Source organism: Bacteroides faecis (assembly GCF_020091505.1).
Lineage (GTDB): Bacteria > Bacteroidota > Bacteroidia > Bacteroidales > Bacteroidaceae > Bacteroides > Bacteroides faecis.
Window position 1 is genome coordinate 2,927,284 of the sequence record NZ_CP081916.1, and the last position, 16,986, is coordinate 2,944,269.

11 protein-coding genes are annotated in these 16,986 nt (G+C 39.6%); 5 read left to right on the forward strand and 6 right to left on the reverse strand.

What is annotated here, in order from left to right:
* The 4 genes from K6V30_RS11205 to K6V30_RS11220 all read right to left on the reverse strand — a co-directional run bounded on the left by K6V30_RS11205 (window position 1) and on the right by K6V30_RS11220 (window position 3,630).
* Window positions 1–378, reverse strand: coding sequence for a helix-turn-helix transcriptional regulator (locus tag K6V30_RS11205; RefSeq protein ID WP_055271346.1), 378 nt, complete (start codon window positions 376–378; stop codon window positions 1–3).
* Window positions 379–492: 114 nt separating this feature from the next.
* Window positions 493–1,338, reverse strand: a complete 846-nt coding sequence (locus K6V30_RS11210; protein ID WP_055271348.1) for a hypothetical protein — start codon at window positions 1,336–1,338, stop codon at window positions 493–495.
* Between the two features lie 168 nt (window positions 1,339–1,506).
* Complete coding sequence (locus K6V30_RS11215; protein WP_081030953.1) at window positions 1,507–2,631, reverse strand: tyrosine-type recombinase/integrase; 1,125 nt, start codon at window positions 2,629–2,631, stop codon at window positions 1,507–1,509.
* Window positions 2,632–2,751: 120 nt separating this feature from the next.
* A complete protein-coding gene (locus K6V30_RS11220) occupies window positions 2,752–3,630 on the reverse strand; it encodes a helix-turn-helix domain-containing protein (protein WP_055271352.1) in 879 nt (292 codons plus the stop codon).
* Between the two features lie 730 nt (window positions 3,631–4,360).
* On the opposite strand from K6V30_RS11220, the gene K6V30_RS11225 reads away from it, so the two are divergent.
* Both K6V30_RS11225 and K6V30_RS11230 read left to right on the forward strand, forming a co-directional pair.
* Window positions 4,361–5,428 carry a Fic family protein gene (locus tag K6V30_RS11225; RefSeq protein WP_055271354.1) on the forward strand — a complete coding sequence of 356 codons (1,068 nt, stop codon included), beginning with the start codon at window positions 4,361–4,363 and terminating at the stop codon, window positions 5,426–5,428.
* A 30-nt stretch (window positions 5,429–5,458) separates the two neighbouring features.
* On the forward strand, window positions 5,459–9,052 hold the full coding sequence (locus K6V30_RS11230; protein ID WP_055271355.1) for an SIR2 family protein: 3,594 nt from the start codon (window positions 5,459–5,461) through the stop codon (window positions 9,050–9,052).
* A gap of 690 nt (window positions 9,053–9,742) precedes the next feature.
* On the opposite strand, the gene mnmE is transcribed toward K6V30_RS11230, so the two are convergent.
* Window positions 9,743–11,140: a tRNA uridine-5-carboxymethylaminomethyl(34) synthesis GTPase MnmE gene (gene mnmE / locus K6V30_RS11235; protein WP_055271357.1), complete on the reverse strand. Its 1,398-nt coding sequence runs from the start codon at window positions 11,138–11,140 to the stop codon at window positions 9,743–9,745.
* 132 nt (window positions 11,141–11,272) lie between these two features.
* Here mnmE and K6V30_RS11240 point away from each other — a divergent pair, with 132 nt between their 5' ends.
* The 3 genes from K6V30_RS11240 to K6V30_RS11250 all read left to right on the forward strand — a co-directional run bounded on the left by K6V30_RS11240 (window position 11,273) and on the right by K6V30_RS11250 (window position 15,862).
* Window positions 11,273–13,180: a PAS domain-containing hybrid sensor histidine kinase/response regulator gene (locus K6V30_RS11240; RefSeq protein WP_055271359.1), complete on the forward strand. Its 1,908-nt coding sequence runs from the start codon at window positions 11,273–11,275 to the stop codon at window positions 13,178–13,180.
* An 81-nt stretch (window positions 13,181–13,261) separates the two neighbouring features.
* Window positions 13,262–13,921, forward strand: coding sequence for an NAD(P)-dependent oxidoreductase (locus K6V30_RS11245; RefSeq protein WP_008764706.1), 660 nt, complete (start codon window positions 13,262–13,264; stop codon window positions 13,919–13,921).
* 189 nt (window positions 13,922–14,110) lie between these two features.
* Window positions 14,111–15,862, forward strand: coding sequence for a DUF2075 domain-containing protein (locus K6V30_RS11250; RefSeq protein ID WP_055271361.1), 1,752 nt, complete (start codon window positions 14,111–14,113; stop codon window positions 15,860–15,862).
* A gap of 105 nt (window positions 15,863–15,967) precedes the next feature.
* Here K6V30_RS11250 and K6V30_RS11255 read toward each other — a convergent pair whose 3' ends face one another.
* A complete protein-coding gene (locus K6V30_RS11255) occupies window positions 15,968–16,846 on the reverse strand; it encodes a nucleoside phosphorylase (protein ID WP_010537118.1) in 879 nt (292 codons plus the stop codon).
* Between the last annotated feature and the right edge of the window lie 140 nt (window positions 16,847–16,986).

Below are 16,986 nucleotides of genomic sequence, written 5' to 3' on the forward strand. Positions count from 1 at the left end.
CTAAAAATTTAAAGGTTCAGGTCTACGGCGAATGGATGCACGCATAGCATCGTGTTCCTCTTCAATACTCTTGAGAGGATCACTTTTTCTTCCAGCCTCCAGCCACTTATCAAGCTCGTCACGATAGACTAGGAGACGTTTGCCCTGCTTGACTACCGGGAGTTTTCCGAACTTGACCTTGTGATAGAATGATGATTTTGTGATACCACCCAGATAGGCACACACTTCCTCTCTACTCATAGGTACGTGCGTGTTCTCTTTCTTTTGGACGGGAGTTGCAAAATGCTTCTCCATCATAGATTCCAGACTTGCGATCTTCTCGCACAATTGATTTACCACGGTTGGCAAATCATTAAATGTTAATTCTTTATGCAACATAATTTAAACTATAATTTAGTTAAACATGCTGCAAACCAATACAATGGAATTTTGCAGATTTTCGTCAGCAGGAACTAATTATCCGAATAGATCAAAATAATCTCAGTTGGTGCATTATGCTGCCTCTTTCATCATGCATTTGAAGCGATAATCACCTTTTTTAGGTACATCAATCTTGATTTTTGATGGAACAGAGTCACGAAGATTCTTTTCCAGATACTCTATGGTAGCTTCTCTTAGCTCGAATGGGAATACTGATTTTATAAAAAGTGCTCTGTCTCTCATGGGAATATTTAATCTGTGCCCGATATTCCAAGCAAAATGGCGCAAGTCTGGTGATTTTAGAGGGTTATCAATCTTAGAGCGCAATGGAACGTACTTATCTGTATCGCCACAAGACATGTAATTGATATTCTCAAGCAGGGTAGCCAGATCCTCCTTACTCAGGAATTCAGGCATAACTTCTATCGTGTACTCTCGTACTGCATTCATAATCTCGATGCGTCTCTCTCTGCTTTTACGTTCGTTGATTTCCATGGCCTCTTCGTAGCTATCTAGAATGTTACTCTTTGCAGTTGCAGGTTGCACACTACCACTGTTTTCAAGATTGATGGTAATGTTGATAGGTGGGGTTACAGGCTCTTTCTCCTCCTGGATTGTATCTTCGGGCTGATGATCTTCAACAGGTGCTTCCTCAATAGGAACAATGATGGTAGCTGGCTCCTGAGTGATGGGTGTGCTCTTAAATCCAAACTCAGACAGCAACTTTTTGAAAACTTTGTTCAGTACGCCACAAGTGATGATAGCCAGAACTGTTACCAATATAACAGGTGTGGAATACTGCATCACATTAATCTGATGTTTCATGAACAGATAACTGCTGACAATGGTAAAAGCAACAGACAAAAGAGAAAGTATGAAACACAACTTTCGCATTGGAATTTGAGTAGAATAATTCATATTATGAGCTGTTTTAAATTTAACTTCATCTCAAAATTATATCCTCTATTCCAATACGTTGCAATTAGTTGCGGTAATTCGTTCAAAATATGATGAAAAAATCCTCCAGAGTATGATTTGTTTCAAATAATCATACTTTGGAGGGTAAATGGGGTATTTCAGGCGAGTTTATTTCGCTTTCTTCGCAGGTCTTCTCAGCGTGATTTTACTGTTGGCTTCAAGTTTGTTTTTGTCCACCACTTTCACATATCTCTGTGTTGTGGTAATGGATTTGTGGGCCATCATACTGCGGATAGTATTAGGGTCTGTACCTGCAGCTGCTTGAAGCGTCGCAAATGTTCTACGATATGAGTGGAAGGTTATGTTCTTTCTGATGCCAGCCGAACTGATCCATTTCTTCATAGGAAACTGAGTCCAGCTTACCTTTAATCCTTTGAACACAACACCTCTTTTCTCCGGATCATATCCAATCAGCTCCAGTGCTTCCTCGCCAATAGGAATAATATCTTCCGACTTGTTCTTCTGAGTGATGATGTGTACACACTTACCACCAGCAGAGTAGTCAACAATATCTTCCCATCTGAGTGCTATGATGTCGCTTCGTCTCAGACTGGTCAGACAGGAGAATAGCGATGCCGTTTTAAGCACAGGAATTTCACATGGAGTCTCCGCCAGGGCATACAGTTCTTCAACAGAGAGGTAGTCCTTAATTACATCGTCGGTCTCAATTTTATCAAGGAAGTCATTGAGATTCTCCTTAATCAGCTTATTGCGATATAATATCTTAAGGAAGCCACGGAAAGTTGACCAGTATCCTGAAGCTGAGTTCTTTGATACCTTTGCTTTGCGCCTTAACTGCTTGGCTTTGAGAAGATATTCCCTGAAACCATTACATAGCTCAAGGGTGATGTCCTCAAATGTACACTTACCTTTCACGTAGTTGCAGAAGTGGAGATACACGAACTCCCATTTCGGATCATGCTTGGAGAGCTGCTTTTTGTAGTATGCCAGGAAATCACCTTTGAATCTGTCCTTGTCAAAGAAGTCATACTTGTCATTAACTACTGATGCATAGATGCGACAGCGGATAGCTTCGGCTTTCTCGGTCATCTGTGCATTGAAATTTTTCTCTCGTTGGTTCTTTGGCTCAGCGTATATCTGAATATCGATACTTTTGTGGCGATACACCTTCATAGTTTCTCTGTCACGATAACCAGGATAGAAATCCAGATAGAAACCCAACATGCCATGTTTTAGAACTCTTGTTCTCAATGTAATTGTCTTGCAATCCATAGTTGTACTTTTTTAGAAATTAATAAATGAATAACTGATGCAAATGTGAATAATGGAGATATGCAGATTTCTTTCAGCATAGATTAATTTTCCATTTATATTCAATTTGTTGCGGATGGTCTATTTTCTTGCACCCATAACATGGTCAAAGTCCACTTTCAGGAACCTCACAAACCGACCTTTCTTCTCTCGTTTGATTTCATGAAATTGCAGAACACCATATACAGAGTCACGGGAAAGGTTGCATTTCTGCATGGCCTCCTGTACAGTGTAGTATTCGGCAGTGCTTTCCTGCTCAGATGTTTTCGAGAGGTCGAAGTGAACCTTGGAATAGTAGACCTTACCATTCTCTTTCTTTGATGGGATGTTATTACGATAAACCTGGGAACGGATTGCAACGCGAGTCATTCCATACTTCTTTTCAATTTCCTCTGGAGTATACCACTCACTCAATGCTTCATCTGTCTTGTACTTGGCAAAGGCAGCATCAATGTGCTTTTTGCTGTAGTAATTGAACTGACGGATTTTCACCTTGGGAATGTTGTTTTCTCTGGTGTAGGTCCAGACCCATTTCGGCTTGACTTTGTATTTTTCAGCAATCTGCTCAGCGGTGTAGTAGTCAGCAACATCATAATCGTCTTTTTGCATGACACGTTCATAAGGTTTGGATTTCAGCATCAGCTCTAAATCGGAACGGCGTATTATAGACATTCTGGTACTGATGCGTGATGCACGAAGCTTATCCTCCTTGACCAGTTTATAAATGTATTGACGAGTGACACCCATCAACTGAGCAACCTTTGCAAAGGTGAAGTACTCTTGATTTTCAAGCTTGGTTTTTACTTCCTGCAATTGCTGGTTCTCTTTCAGCTCCATTCTTCGCTCTTTCATGCGATGTTTGTATCCACGTTTGGAGCACTGTGGACCACAATAATTGGTGGTGGTTTTTTGAGCGATAAAAGGCTTACCACACCATTGACAAATTCTTTTTACTTCCATTTTCTTTTTTCTCCATATTTGAGTAAAACATACGTTGTTTAATTTCCCTTTTTGTCAACCCACGTAAACCATTGTCAACCCACGTAAACTAATACGTCAGTGTGACATTGCGGTTAATTGTGTACTTGTTCCGCGGTAGAAATACGGTAGAAAAATATGGTGAATAACTGCATCCAACTGGACTTAGCTGGACTAATGGTAAAAAAAAATCGCTGAAAATCAGCGACTTCGTTATGATTGGTTCTAAATAGTTACGGTTAATAATGCGACATCACTTGCCGACGCAATATGTGTTTTGAGTGTGTAATATACTGGTAATCAATATGTGTTTATGTATTAAAATACCTTTAAGGGACAAACGGGGGACAAAAATATGCTGTCCAAAAGAAAATAAAAGCAAATACATAATATCTTTTCATTGTGTCATACTCTGCCTTGTGAGTGATACATGGTTGTTGCTTCTATGTATTCTGCGGAAACTTCAATAGCGGTACGAAAAATAGGTTTAGTTTGTTTATTGTATATCTCTTCAAGTTCTAAACTAAACTGTTTACAGCCTTAAAGTAGCGAGCATTTGTGATAAAACTCTATTTTCTTTTGGACAGCATATTTATTCAGGGATTTATAAGTAGATATTTTGTGAAGTAAATCGGAAAAATGGTTGTATCATTATAACCATTTCGGCGATTTTTTATACATTTGCATTGTCAAGTGATAAATATAAATCCGTATGAAGTATCTTAATATAAAGAAAGCATTAGCCGCATGGCAGAATTTGCAACCGTTGTCGGAGAAGGATAGGGAAAGGCTTAGTCGCCGTTTTACCGTGGACTTCAACTACAACAGTAATCATATCGAAGGTAATACATTGACTTATGGACAGACAGAAATCCTGCTGCTTTTCGGTAAGGTGATTGGAGAAGCAGATGTGCGTGATGTACAAGAAATGACAGCCAGTAATGTTGGATTACGGATGATGAGAGAAGAGGCAGCCATGAAAGGAATGCCACTGACGCAGAATTTTATCTGGACATTGCATAAGACTCTATTGCGAGAGGATTACACTGTGTACCGTAATTTACCCGGTGGAATACAAACAAGTTATGTGATTCATGCCGGACAGTATAAGACTCGACCTAACAGTGTCATTACACGATATGGAGACCGATTTGAATATGCCTCACCGGAAGAAACACCGGGACTGATGGGGGACTTGGTTGACTGGTATAATGCGGCAGAACAAGAGGGAAAACTCTCACCGGTGGAGTTGGCTGCCCTGTTCCACTACCGCTATATACGTATTCATCCTTTTGAGGATGGGAATGGTCGTATCGCCCGATTGATGGTAAATTTCATTTTAACCCGCCATGATTATCCAATGATTGTAGTTCGTAGCCGTAAAAAAAGTGAGTATCTGGAAGCTTTGCATCAGGCGGATCTTGAAGTAGGGCCTGTTCCCAGTGATGGTGCTCATGCAAATATCAAGGATATTCGTCCTTTTTTGAAGTATTTCAATGATTTAGTGGCTACAGAGGTCTATAATGATGTGTTGTTTTTGAGCGAAAGGAATGAAAATGTGTGGTGGTATGATGGAGAACGGATTGCATTCCGAACACCTAATTATACGAAGATACTGAACGCTATGCGGACACAACCGACTTTGACGCTCTCGGACATGAAAGAAGAAACAGGCATCAGTGTGACTGCTATACAGAAATTGTTGGATCAGCTGATTTCCAAAAAATATGTAGAACGCGGAGAGAAGGAAGGCAGCTGGAGAGTGTTTGTGACACAATAAAAGAATATATTTATAAACAGATATTCAGGAATGGGTAAATTTAAAGATATAGATGTCGTTGATGCTATAAAAGCGATGAAGACGCATATCGAAAATGGCAGGATGAGCCTTTTGGTAGGGAGTGGCGCATCGTGTTGTGCATGCAAGCTTTATCAAGACTGGTATGGCTTGATAAAAGATATGGTGGCTTTCCTTTATGCCGACGAATTGAAAGCGAAAGGTGTTAAGGTGGAGCAGGATAAGCAGTTCTACTGTCATTATACGATAGAAAAAGGCGGAGAAAACTCAGAGAAAGAGATTGAAAACATTATCAGGAACATTATTGAGCGCGAAGGCGTACTTCGGATTCCAGCCCAGTTTGAGAAAAGGACGGGGCTGAGAGAGTCAGTAGAGGCTTATATCGAATCGCATACGCCGCAACTTAGCAACGATAATACTGCAACCCTGTTTGGCAAGTCGATGTCGCTCGGCGTAAGTACGAATTTTCTGGCCTCTATGCTCAAGATTAATTGGAATGCCATTTTTACGACAAACTATGATAATCTGTTGGAGCACGTGGCCATGATGAATGGGATGCAAAAGTTTAATGCAAGCAATCGTGCTGCCGATTTGTCGCTTCGCAACATGCGTGAGATGATAGTCAAACTTCATGGCAGCATAGACTTCGAGCATGAGTCGAACGGCTTTGACTGTGACAAGCACAGGAAATATATCATTACCCAAGAAGATTATGACGATTATCCAGCCAAGCACGAGGCTTTTATGCAACTGATGAGAATCTCGCTGTTGAAGGATTGCTTGTGTATTGTCGGTTTCTCCGGTAAGGATGCCAACTTTATTGCCTGGATAAATTGGGTGCGTGAAATCATTGAGATGAATTCTCAAAATAATACTCAGGATTATCCGCAGGCAAAAGATATTAAAGTGTTTTTTATTGATGCGAGAGGTGACGAACAGGACGACGCCACACGCCAGTATTTTGAGAATCACCGTATATACAGAATTCTGCTGACGGAAGGCAAAGTAATGGAATTGATAGGAGCGGAGGTTTCTGGTAATGATGACCCAGAACGTGGAAGTAAACTGTTTAAGGCGTTCTTTGATTATCTGAAAGCTGCTGATGAAGACAGCCGCTCTTGGCATGAAGACTGCGTAGATGAAGCTATAAAAGAACAGATCAATGAGCAGCAACGGCTTATAACGAAGAGCGAGGAAGCGGAAAAGGAAGAAAAAGATGAATTGCCCGGTGTGGAAAAGCAGAACGAACAACATATCCTTCACGATACTTTCAGTCTTTGGGCAAAAGCTTATACACTCACGGGCAAACATATGCTCGATGTTGATATTGACGAGAGTGCTGCCAATCGGTTGATACGCTACGATGCTTATCTGAGGCTTGTGCGGGGAACTCACTATCAGTCTCATTTCATTGATGCGATGGTTCGAAGGCAAGAAATAGGCGAACTTGAAGCCCAAATGGCGTTGATGGCTTTGGAACAGATGCAGGAGGATTATGAGAACGAAGAGCTTGACCTTATTGATAAGATTGAAAAGGTGCTGCAAAATGATGCGGAACAGGAGCGTGTGAAGAGGCTGAAGAATCGCCACCTCACGCTTGTCTCTCCACTTGCTCCGGTAGAAGGAGACTCTGACATGGCTGTCTATGAACGTTGTGTAAGGCTCGCTTTCACATTTGAATTTGGCCAGCTAAACGGGGCGTTAAAAGCTTGGCACCCGTCGGAAGACTTTATCATGAAGAAACTTATGCTTCTTAGTCTGGTGGACGGAAAGGCTATCGACGGGATTCTGTCGCAATCTTTATTGGATAAGATACATCCGTCTATAGAACGGTTCAGGGCTACACAACTGGCTAATATTTTGTCGGGAAGCATACGGGGAACATATTCGGTGGATGAGTTTACCGACTTGGCTCAACATAGTATATTTTCACTTAGAGATTGGTACTTTGGAAGTCTGATTCAACCCAAAGAGAGAATCTATACTTATGGGAATGAGGCTGATGAAGATAAGAAAATCAGAGTGGAGGATGCTGTGAGGTGTCTGAATTTTATGTTGGAAACTCCGTTAATGCCACAAATAAATATGTGGAGTATTGTCTCAACAGTACAGTGGTATAAGGTTGTCCATGCACTGTTCGAGAAATATCCCTATCCGGTTCTCTTCTATAGTTCGACAATTAATGATTCGAATACTCTAAGACGAATAGGACAGGATTTTGCTTATAGTGGGGTGCTCCATGCCCAATTACCGGAATTTGTAGCAAGGATGTTTAAGCTGATAACTAATAAGGAACCCCCATTGTCATATTGGACTTTTCACAACATCTGCCATCTTCTCAGTGAGATAATCAAGGCAGTGCCTTCTTCGCATTGGGACGCATTCATTCTGAAACTATGGAAAGAAGACTTTTTGCCTCAATTCGATGAAATACGTGAGTCCGATGCCGTTTATAAACTTATATGCGTAGGTCTGTCATGCACAATGAATGAAGATTTGGTCGCGATAGTAATCAATGATTGCCTTGAAGTAGTCAAGACAAACGGTAAGTATCATATAGTCCAGGATTTGTTCTATCATTTGCGGACTAAGCATAGCAGGAAAGTTTCAACTGCAATAAAGCCGGTACTGACAGAGTATATCAGCAAGATGGACAATGGCAATGATTTTATCTTACTTGGGAATCTTTATAGAGTAATCAACAAGTCACAATACAAAGATATTGCCAAGAAAATCCCTGCATTGATTTCGTATTTAGGCATAAAAACTTCCTCTGTAAACGGATTGGTTTATTATGCCAAGTCAGACAAGAAAACCTTGGCAATAGTAAAAAATGCTTTGTTAGATTCTGGGTTATTATGGGAAAATGGAATAAGGAAGGATGGATCATTTGTACGAGCTGGCTATATCCCAATTGTAGACCTTGATGACACATTGGAGTGGACTGTAGAAGAAGTACATACTGTGTATGACAAATTAGAGGCAAGTGCAAAGACTTTATTAAAGCGTATCAAAGGTGATGGTTTTGAGAGAATAATGCGTTACGAGGATTTGGTGTATGAGATGATGAAATTCATTGATCTACATCGGCGAGAACTCTCAGATAAAGAAGGACTTGATATATTGTATAACTCACTTGAAGAGAAGTATAAATTGCTAACTGACTATATGGAGTTAGATAAATCTATATTTTCTGATATTAACAGTGAAGTGGAAGCTTGTCTAGAGGATCTTGCAGCAAAAGTAAAGAAAGAGGGGATTTATTGTAATATTGCTTATATTAATGTGCTGGTAACAAGACTTCTTTGCAGAAATAGATATTCTTATAGAAGGGTTTTGGACTATATGCAGTATTATGTGCGTTACTATCTGAATACAATGGAAGATCTAGAACTGCTACCACAACTTCGACTTTTGATAGATAAACTCACGTTGGATGAATTTAGAGATCTTGAGCAGAATGTGATTTTATGTGCAGAGTTATCAATTCTTATGGCAGAGAAACTCCATAAACTCGGAGTTAAAAGTCAAGGTGTTGACTACTGGATGAATTTGAAAAACGACAGATACTTCAACTGGTCGATATGTGATGATGTGGAAGCTTAAAAACGCTATTTTGCGGACATTACAATATAAAGTCGGAAATAAATATGTTTTTATGTCGACTTTATATATCGCACTGTAAATTCAGTCATTGTTTCAGTTTCATATAGATTGATTTTGTCGCAAAAAAACATCTTTTTTGCGACAAAATAGGTATTAAATTGTCTCTATAATCAATTGAGTAATAAACACTTCTGTGGTGTTATAAAATATTTCACACTACTCGTGTTATGTAAATGTGGATAGTATCATGATGAACTCTCTTGTTGAATCTTGCTTTCGTCCTAGTGCTTGGAAATTTTGATACAGAAATAATCATAAAATACTTGTGGGATATTGTTGATGAAATACCGTTTGTTGTAACTTTTGCTACAATATAATATATCATATTTGGCTATATATCAATAGTATAATATGTGAGTGCGTATATTGTATCGGTATCGTTACTGCTATACCTTAATGGTAAATACAAGGTTTTGATTGCTTATTACACCAAAATAGTCATGAGGGACAATAATTTGTCCCCAGTCTGACTGGTCGAGTACAAACGGGGGACAAAACTTGAGGAAGCATATGCAAATGCACAGAAAATACGGCAAATAAAAGAAAGCAAGAGAATATACTCTAACTTAATTATAGCCAATAATTTGTGGTATTTTATTGCGTAATATATTGATAATAATTTGTTTGTGATTACTTGCCCACGCAGAAATGCTGAAAAATATTCTGGAGCACCATATCATTCGTCACTTCCCCTGCAATATCTGAAATGAAAAAAATACACTCCCGTATATCTTGTGAAAGAAAATCTCCGGATATATGCGTGTCAAGCCCATTCTGCACTCGATGAATAGCATCTAAAGCTTTACTTAAAGCTTCATAATGCCTTACGTTTGTCACAATAATATCATTCTGTGTTACCGTAGGTAGATGTGCTGCATTAATAAGCATCTTTTGTAACTCGTCGGTCTGTCTACGTTCTTTTGCCGATATGAAGATAGATTTCGTGTATTCTTTAGAAAAGTCCTTTAATAAAGCAGATAATTCTTTTTTCTGCTTTTCCTCAATCAAATCCGCTTTGTTGAATACAACAATTAGTTGCTTCTCTTCACAACGAGGAATGATCTTTTCTGATAATTGCTTTATCTGGGCAGATGCATCAGATGAATCAATCATCCAAAGTACAATCTCCGCTTGATCCAATTTTTGGAATGTACGTTCGATACCAAGACTTTCAATGGTATCATTTGTTTCCCGGATTCCAGCAGTATCAATGAATCGGAAAGTGATGCCACCTATATTAATAGTATCTTCAATGACATCACGTGTGGTACCATGAATATCACTGACGATTGCTTTATCCTCATTCAGTAATACATTCAGTAAAGTCGATTTTCCCGCATTCGTTTCACCGATGATAGCCACCGGAACACCATTCTTAATGGCATTCCCTACATTGAATGAATGGACCAGTCGGGAGATAACCTGCTCTATTTCATCTGCGAGTTTTCGTAATGCCGAACGATCTGCAAACTCCACGTCCTCCTCACTGAAGTCAAGTTCCAGTTCGATCATGGAAGTAAAGTTTAGCAACTTGTTGCGTAGATCTGTTAACTCTTTACTAAAACCTCCCCGCATCTGACTCATAGCCAAACGATGGGTAGCTGCGGAAGAAGATGCAATCAAATCGGCTACAGCCTCTGCCTGACTTAAGTCCATCTTTCCGTTGAGGAATGCGCGTTGGGTATATTCTCCCGGTTGAGCCATACGACAACCGTTCTTAATCAACAACTGCATCACTTGCTGAAGAATATAAGCAGAACCATGACATGTGATTTCTGTACTGTCCTCTCCCGTATAGGAATGAGGAGCACGGAAAAGACTCACAAGGACTTCGTCTATGACTTCTTCTCCATTATAAATACGCCCGAATGTCAGCGTATAAGGCTTTTGTTCACTAAGTAATTTGCCGGGCTTGGCTGGTTGGAAGATGTGGCTTGTTATAGAAATAGCTTCCGGACCGGAAACACGGATGCTCCCGATAGCACCTCCTTGAGCAGTAGCAATAGCGCAGATAGTATCTTGATTCATTATATTTCTTTTTGGATGATGCAAAGATAATTGTTTCTGAGTAAAAAAAATAAGATTAGACACAACTTGTGCTTTATTTGTTTATATTTGCTGCCGTTCAAACAATACACATACAAAATACAATTATAGCCTATGGAGCCGGATACAAATTTATATTCACCGAATGAGAATAATGAAATCATACGGGAGAATTCGCAAAAGATACTTTCTGTACTTGCCGCACATCAAATTGCTTTATGGGAATATGACATTCCGACAGGGAAATGTAGTTTCACCGACGATTACTTCCGTATGTTAGGACTGAAAGAGGCAGGAGTGGTCTTTAAAGATATTGATGATTTCTATCGTTTCGTCTACCCCGAAGATATGAATACCTATCAGACGGCTTTTGCTAATATGCTTGCTTCGGAGTCCAAGACATCTCAGATTCAGGTTCGTTGTGTAGGAGAGCATGGTGAAGTGATTTGGTTGGAGGATCATTTTCTGTCTTATAAAGGGAATGAAGAAGGAGATCCGGATAAACTGTTGGCATATACTGTAAACGTCACCTCCCAATGTGAAAAAGAACAGCATATTAAGCATTTAGAAGAACATAACCGTAAAATAATAGAAGCTTTACCCGAATTTATCTTCATCTTTGACGAGGACTTCTTTATAACGGATGTCTTGATGGCGCCGGGTACGATTCTGCTACATCCGGTAGAAGTACTGAAAGGAGCGGACGGACGAAGTATTTATTCTCCGGAAGTAAGTGATTTGTTTCTCTGTAACATTCGGGAATGTCTGCAGGACGGTAAGCTGAAAGAAATAGAGTATCCATTGGAAGTAGATGGAAGTAAACATTATTTTCAGGCACGCATTGCTCCGTTTGAAGGTAACACTGTGCTGGCGTTGATACACGATATCGGTGATCGTATTCGCCGTTCCGAGGAATTGATAGAAGCTAAGCGTCGTGCAGAGGATGCTGACCGGATGAAGTCTGTATTTCTGGCGAATATGAGTCACGAGATTCGCACTCCGCTGAATGCTATTGTGGGATTTTCGGAGATTATGGCTGTAACGGAAAATGAAGAGGAGAAACATGAATACCTGGAGATTATTCAGAAGAATAGTAATCTGCTGTTGCAGTTGATCAATGATATTCTGGACTTGTCCCGTATAGAATCCGGTAAATCGGAAATGCATTTTCAGCAGGTTGAAATAGCCGGCTTGGTAGACGAAGTAGAGAAGGTGCATCAGTTGAAGATGAAGTTGAATGTGGACTTGAAAGTGGTCCGTCCACAAGGAGAGTTCTGGACTTCTACTGACCGAAACCGCGTGATGCAGGTACTATTCAATTTCTTGTCCAATGCCATTAAGAATACTGAAACGGGGAGTATCACGTTAGGATTGAAGCAGGAGGGAGATTGGCTGAAGCTGTTTGTCAGTGATACAGGCTGTGGAATCCCGGAAGAGAAACTTCCTCAAATCTTTACTCGTTTTGAAAAACTGAATGACTTTGTACAAGGTACCGGACTGGGACTTTCTATTTGTAAAAGTATTGTAGAACGCTTGGGTGGTCGTATTGAAGTCAGTTCAGAACAGGGAAAAGGAAGTACATTTGCACTTTACCTGCCTTATCGGGAGATACCGGCGGAAGTCGTCGAACAGACTCTGTCTACTAAGATTGATTCTGAATCTGTCCGCCATAAAAAGATTTTGGTAGTGGAGGATATCGAATCGAACTTTGCCCAGCTGAATATCTTACTGAAGAAAGAGTATACCATCCTGTGGGTGCGTAACGGACAGGAAGCAATCAATAGTTTTATTCGCGAAAAACCGGATTTGATATTAATGGATATTCGTATGCCTGTGATGGATGGCATTCAGGCTACAGAGAAGATTCGAACTATTTCTCTTTCGGTTCCTATTATTGCAGTTACAGCCTATGCGTTCTATACGGAACAACAACAAGCTATTCAGGCAGGATGCAATGCTGTTATCTCCAAACCATATTCTTTGGAGAAGCTGAAAGAAACGATAGAAACCTATATTGGATAATTAATTTTCTAAAAGGAAACCAACATTCTGAAAGTTAGATTGTTATTAAAGTAATAATAACAATCTAATTTTTGTTGGAATATGGAGAAAGTGAAAAAGATAGTCCTCATAGGGGCTAGCGGCTTTGTTGGTTCTGCTCTGTTGAATGAGGCGTTGAATCGTGGCTTTGAAGTGACAGCCGTAGTTCGTCATCCCGAAAAAATAAAGATAGAGAACGAGCATCTGAAAGTAAAGAAAGCGGATGTCTCTTCACTCGATGAAGTATGCGAAGTTTGTAAAGGAGCCGATGCTGTAATCAGTGCATTCAATCCGGGATGGAATAATCCTGATATATATGACGAAACCATCAAAGTGTATCTGACTATCATTGATGGAGTGAAGAAAGCAGGGGTGAATCGCTTTCTGATGGTGGGTGGTGCCGGATCACTGTTTATTGCGCCGGGATTGCGACTGATGGATTCGGGTGAAGTTCCTGAAAATATCCTGCCCGGAGTTAAAGCTTTAGGAGAATTTTATTTGAACTTCCTGATGAAGGAGAAAGAGATAGACTGGGTCTTTTTCTCTCCGGCAGCAGATATGAGACCGGGAGTGCGCACCGGACGTTATCGTTTGGGCAAAGATGATATGATTGTGGACATCGTGGGTAACAGCCATATTTCTGTAGAAGACTATGCGGCTGCGATGATTGACGAGCTGGAACATCCCAAACATCATCAGGAGAGATTTACAATTGGCTATTGATTAAGAGATTAATCGTTATATAAATTTGCTTGTGTAAAATTTGAGTTAACAAGTAAAAATAATGGCTTGAGGCATACATTTTGACGTATGGTTCAAGTCATTTCTTATTTTATTTTCCGATATTTGCATTGTGTCGGTATTGTAACACAAAATGAAACAAAGAAGAAATACTTAATGATATTCTGAACTATGATATTCAAACAAGAAACTCAAATCTTAAAATGTACCTTTGAGAAGGAACATTTTTCTAAAGTAAAAGCTGCCTTCAAAGATAGATGGCCTGTTGTATATATTATCGAGGATGACGAAAAGGGACAAGCCTATATAGGAGAGTCTACAAATATATGTACCAGGATTTGTGATCATTGGAATAATACCGAACGCAGAGCTTTGAAAAACATATATATTATCTTTAATAAAGTCTTTAATAAATCTGTAATCCTGGATCTTGAAGCGTTTCTTATCGGATATATTGTAGCTGATGGTAAATATAGACTCCAGAATGGCAATGGTGGCCAGCATGTTCATAACTATTATTTGCGTGATGAATATCAGAGAGAGTTCAGACACATTTGGCAGCTTCTTCAGGATGAAGGTGTTGTCAGGCATGGAATTACTCTTCTTGAGAATCAAGACTTATTTAAATATTCTCCATATAAGATTTTGAATTTGGACCAATTTAATGTTGCTGTGCAAATTCTTACCGATCTGAAATATGATTTAGGGAATAATAATCAATCCCGTTCTTTTATAATTGATGGAGGGGCAGGTACCGGTAAGTCTATTCTTGGAATTTATTTGCTGAAGCTGTTGATTGATGCAAAGAGTTCACCTGCATGGACTGCGGAAGAAGAAGCATTGGATGAGAATCTTAGTTATATAATTGGCCATTTGAGCCCGAACTTAAGAGTTGGGTATGTAGTTCCTACACAAAGTTTTCGTGAGACATTGAAAAAAGTTTTTGATGGAATACAGGGACTTGATTCTAAAATGGTACTTAGCCCCGAAGATGTTGCCAACTCGGGTGAAGGTTTATATGATCTTCTGATTGTTGATGAATCACATCGTTTGAGGCGTCGTCGTGCATTATTTAATTATGGATCGTATGATAAAGCTAACAAGACATTAGAGTTAGATGAAGAAGCGACGGAATTGGACTGGATACTGAAAAAAAGCCGGTATCAGCTATTCTTTTATGATTCCAGACAATCGGTGAAGCCTTCTGATGTGGAAGCACTAAGATTTTTCTCATTGTCTCAGCAAGAGGATACCCGGAACTATAAGCTTACTTCTCAGATGAGGTGTAAGGGTGGAAATGATTACATAGAATATATTAACAATATATTGGAGTGTCAACAAGAAGAAATGCTCACTTTTGGTTCATCCTATGAACTACTGTTGTTTGAGGATGTTGAAGACATGGTATCTGCAATTAAAGAAAAAAATAATAAAATGGGGCTCTGTCGGAATATGGCGGGGTATGCCTGGCCTTGGAAGACGCACAAAATGAAACTGTCTAAAATTCAAAAAGAAGGATTATATGATATTGAGATAGAAAACAAATACGAGGTAAATAATGCGCATAAGTACATTTGGAATACTACCCAAAGAGACTGGATAAACTCAGAAAATTCAATTAATGAGATAGGCTGTATACATACGACGCAGGGGTATGATTTAAATTATGCAGGTGTGATAATAGGTTGGGAGATAGACTATGATCCTATAAATAATATTATTACTGTATCTAAGGATATGTATCAAGATGCCAAAGGCAAAGAAAAGGTGGATGAAAAAATATTGCGTAATTATATAAAGAATATTTATGCTACTCTTTTGGAAAGAGGTATGTACGGAACTTATATCTATGTGTGCAATGAATCTTTGAGAGATTACTTTAAAAGATTCTTTACCTTTGTTCCTCATCGCACCAAAGGCTAAAATATTCCTCTTATTTGAAACTTTATATATGAATCAATAAAAAGACCTTCACTAAAGGATCATTAATGGTTTTAGTGAAGGTCTTACATTGTAATTGATATTATCCTATATCCTATCGAGCACAGTCTGAATCAGTGTATCGATCGTATTCTTATATCCGGTATTAGCCTCTTTGATTAGTCGGTTGGCTATCACCATACAGACGGTCATCGCCTTATGTCCCATCAGTCGGCTAAGTCCTGCAAGTGCCGAACTCTCCATTTCGAAGTTGGTAATCTTAAAGCCTTTATATTCAAATGCTTCAATCTTATCATTTTGTTTCGGGTCTGCTAATGGAATGCGGAGTTCACGTCCTTGCGGTCCAAAGAAGCCTCCTGCAGCGATAGTTACACCGCGTACCATATCTTTTTTAGCGATCCGGTCAATCAGTTCTTCACTGGCATCGATAACATAAGGCGCAGGGGCACACATATTTCCCGACCAGCCCATGTGATTAAGGAAAGCACGTTCGAAAGGAAGATCGCATACCGCATTACGTCCGGCATAGAAATTCAATAATCCGTCGAAACCGATAGATTTCTGTGAGCAGACGAAGGTGCCTACCGGAGTATTTGGCTGTAATCCGCCACATGTACCGATACGTACTAACTCCAGTTGGCGGAACTTTTCTTTTTCTTCCCGTGTCTCGAAGTCGATGTTGGCAAGCGCATCCAGTTCGTTCATAACGATGTCGATATTATCGCAACCAATTCCGGTAGAAACCACTGTGATTCGTTTACCTTTATATGTACCCGTGATTGTTTTGAATTCGCGGCTTTCCACTTCGCATTCTTTGTTTTCAAAGTGAGAAGCTACGAGTGCTACACGTCCGGGATCTCCTACAAGGATCACTTTATCTGCCAGCCATTCAGGCTTTACGTGAAGATGGAATACCGAGCCGTCTTCGTTGATAATCAGTTCAGAGGATGGAAAGTACTTTTTCATGTTATTGAACGGTTTTAGTTTTACAATAAGTCGTATATAAATAGAAACGCCGGAACCGGATTTTAGTTCGGAAGAGGTATCTTTCTTTTCTTTTGCAAGTTTGTCAAAGAGAAGATACGCTGATGAACTGAATAGGAATC

What these genes read in the sequence shown, in the direction of transcription:
- K6V30_RS11205 (WP_055271346.1), bottom strand. Translation starts at nt 378, where the DNA reads ATGTTGCATAAAGAATTAACATTTAATGATTTGCCAACCGTGGTAAAT.
- K6V30_RS11210 (WP_055271348.1), bottom strand. Translation starts at nt 1,338, where the DNA reads ATGAATTATTCTACTCAAATTCCAATGCGAAAGTTGTGTTTCATACTT.
- K6V30_RS11215 (WP_081030953.1), bottom strand. Translation starts at nt 2,631, where the DNA reads ATGGATTGCAAGACAATTACATTGAGAACAAGAGTTCTAAAACATGGC.
- K6V30_RS11220 (WP_055271352.1), bottom strand. Translation starts at nt 3,630, where the DNA reads ATGGAAGTAAAAAGAATTTGTCAATGGTGTGGTAAGCCTTTTATCGCT.
- K6V30_RS11225 (WP_055271354.1), top strand. Translation starts at nt 4,361, where the DNA reads ATGAAGTATCTTAATATAAAGAAAGCATTAGCCGCATGGCAGAATTTG.
- K6V30_RS11230 (WP_055271355.1), top strand. Translation starts at nt 5,459, where the DNA reads ATGGGTAAATTTAAAGATATAGATGTCGTTGATGCTATAAAAGCGATG.
- mnmE (WP_055271357.1), bottom strand. Translation starts at nt 11,140, where the DNA reads ATGAATCAAGATACTATCTGCGCTATTGCTACTGCTCAAGGAGGTGCT.
- K6V30_RS11240 (WP_055271359.1), top strand. Translation starts at nt 11,273, where the DNA reads ATGGAGCCGGATACAAATTTATATTCACCGAATGAGAATAATGAAATC.
- K6V30_RS11245 (WP_008764706.1), top strand. Translation starts at nt 13,262, where the DNA reads ATGGAGAAAGTGAAAAAGATAGTCCTCATAGGGGCTAGCGGCTTTGTT.
- K6V30_RS11250 (WP_055271361.1), top strand. Translation starts at nt 14,111, where the DNA reads ATGATATTCAAACAAGAAACTCAAATCTTAAAATGTACCTTTGAGAAG.
- K6V30_RS11255 (WP_010537118.1), bottom strand. Translation starts at nt 16,846, where the DNA reads ATGAAAAAGTACTTTCCATCCTCTGAACTGATTATCAACGAAGACGGC.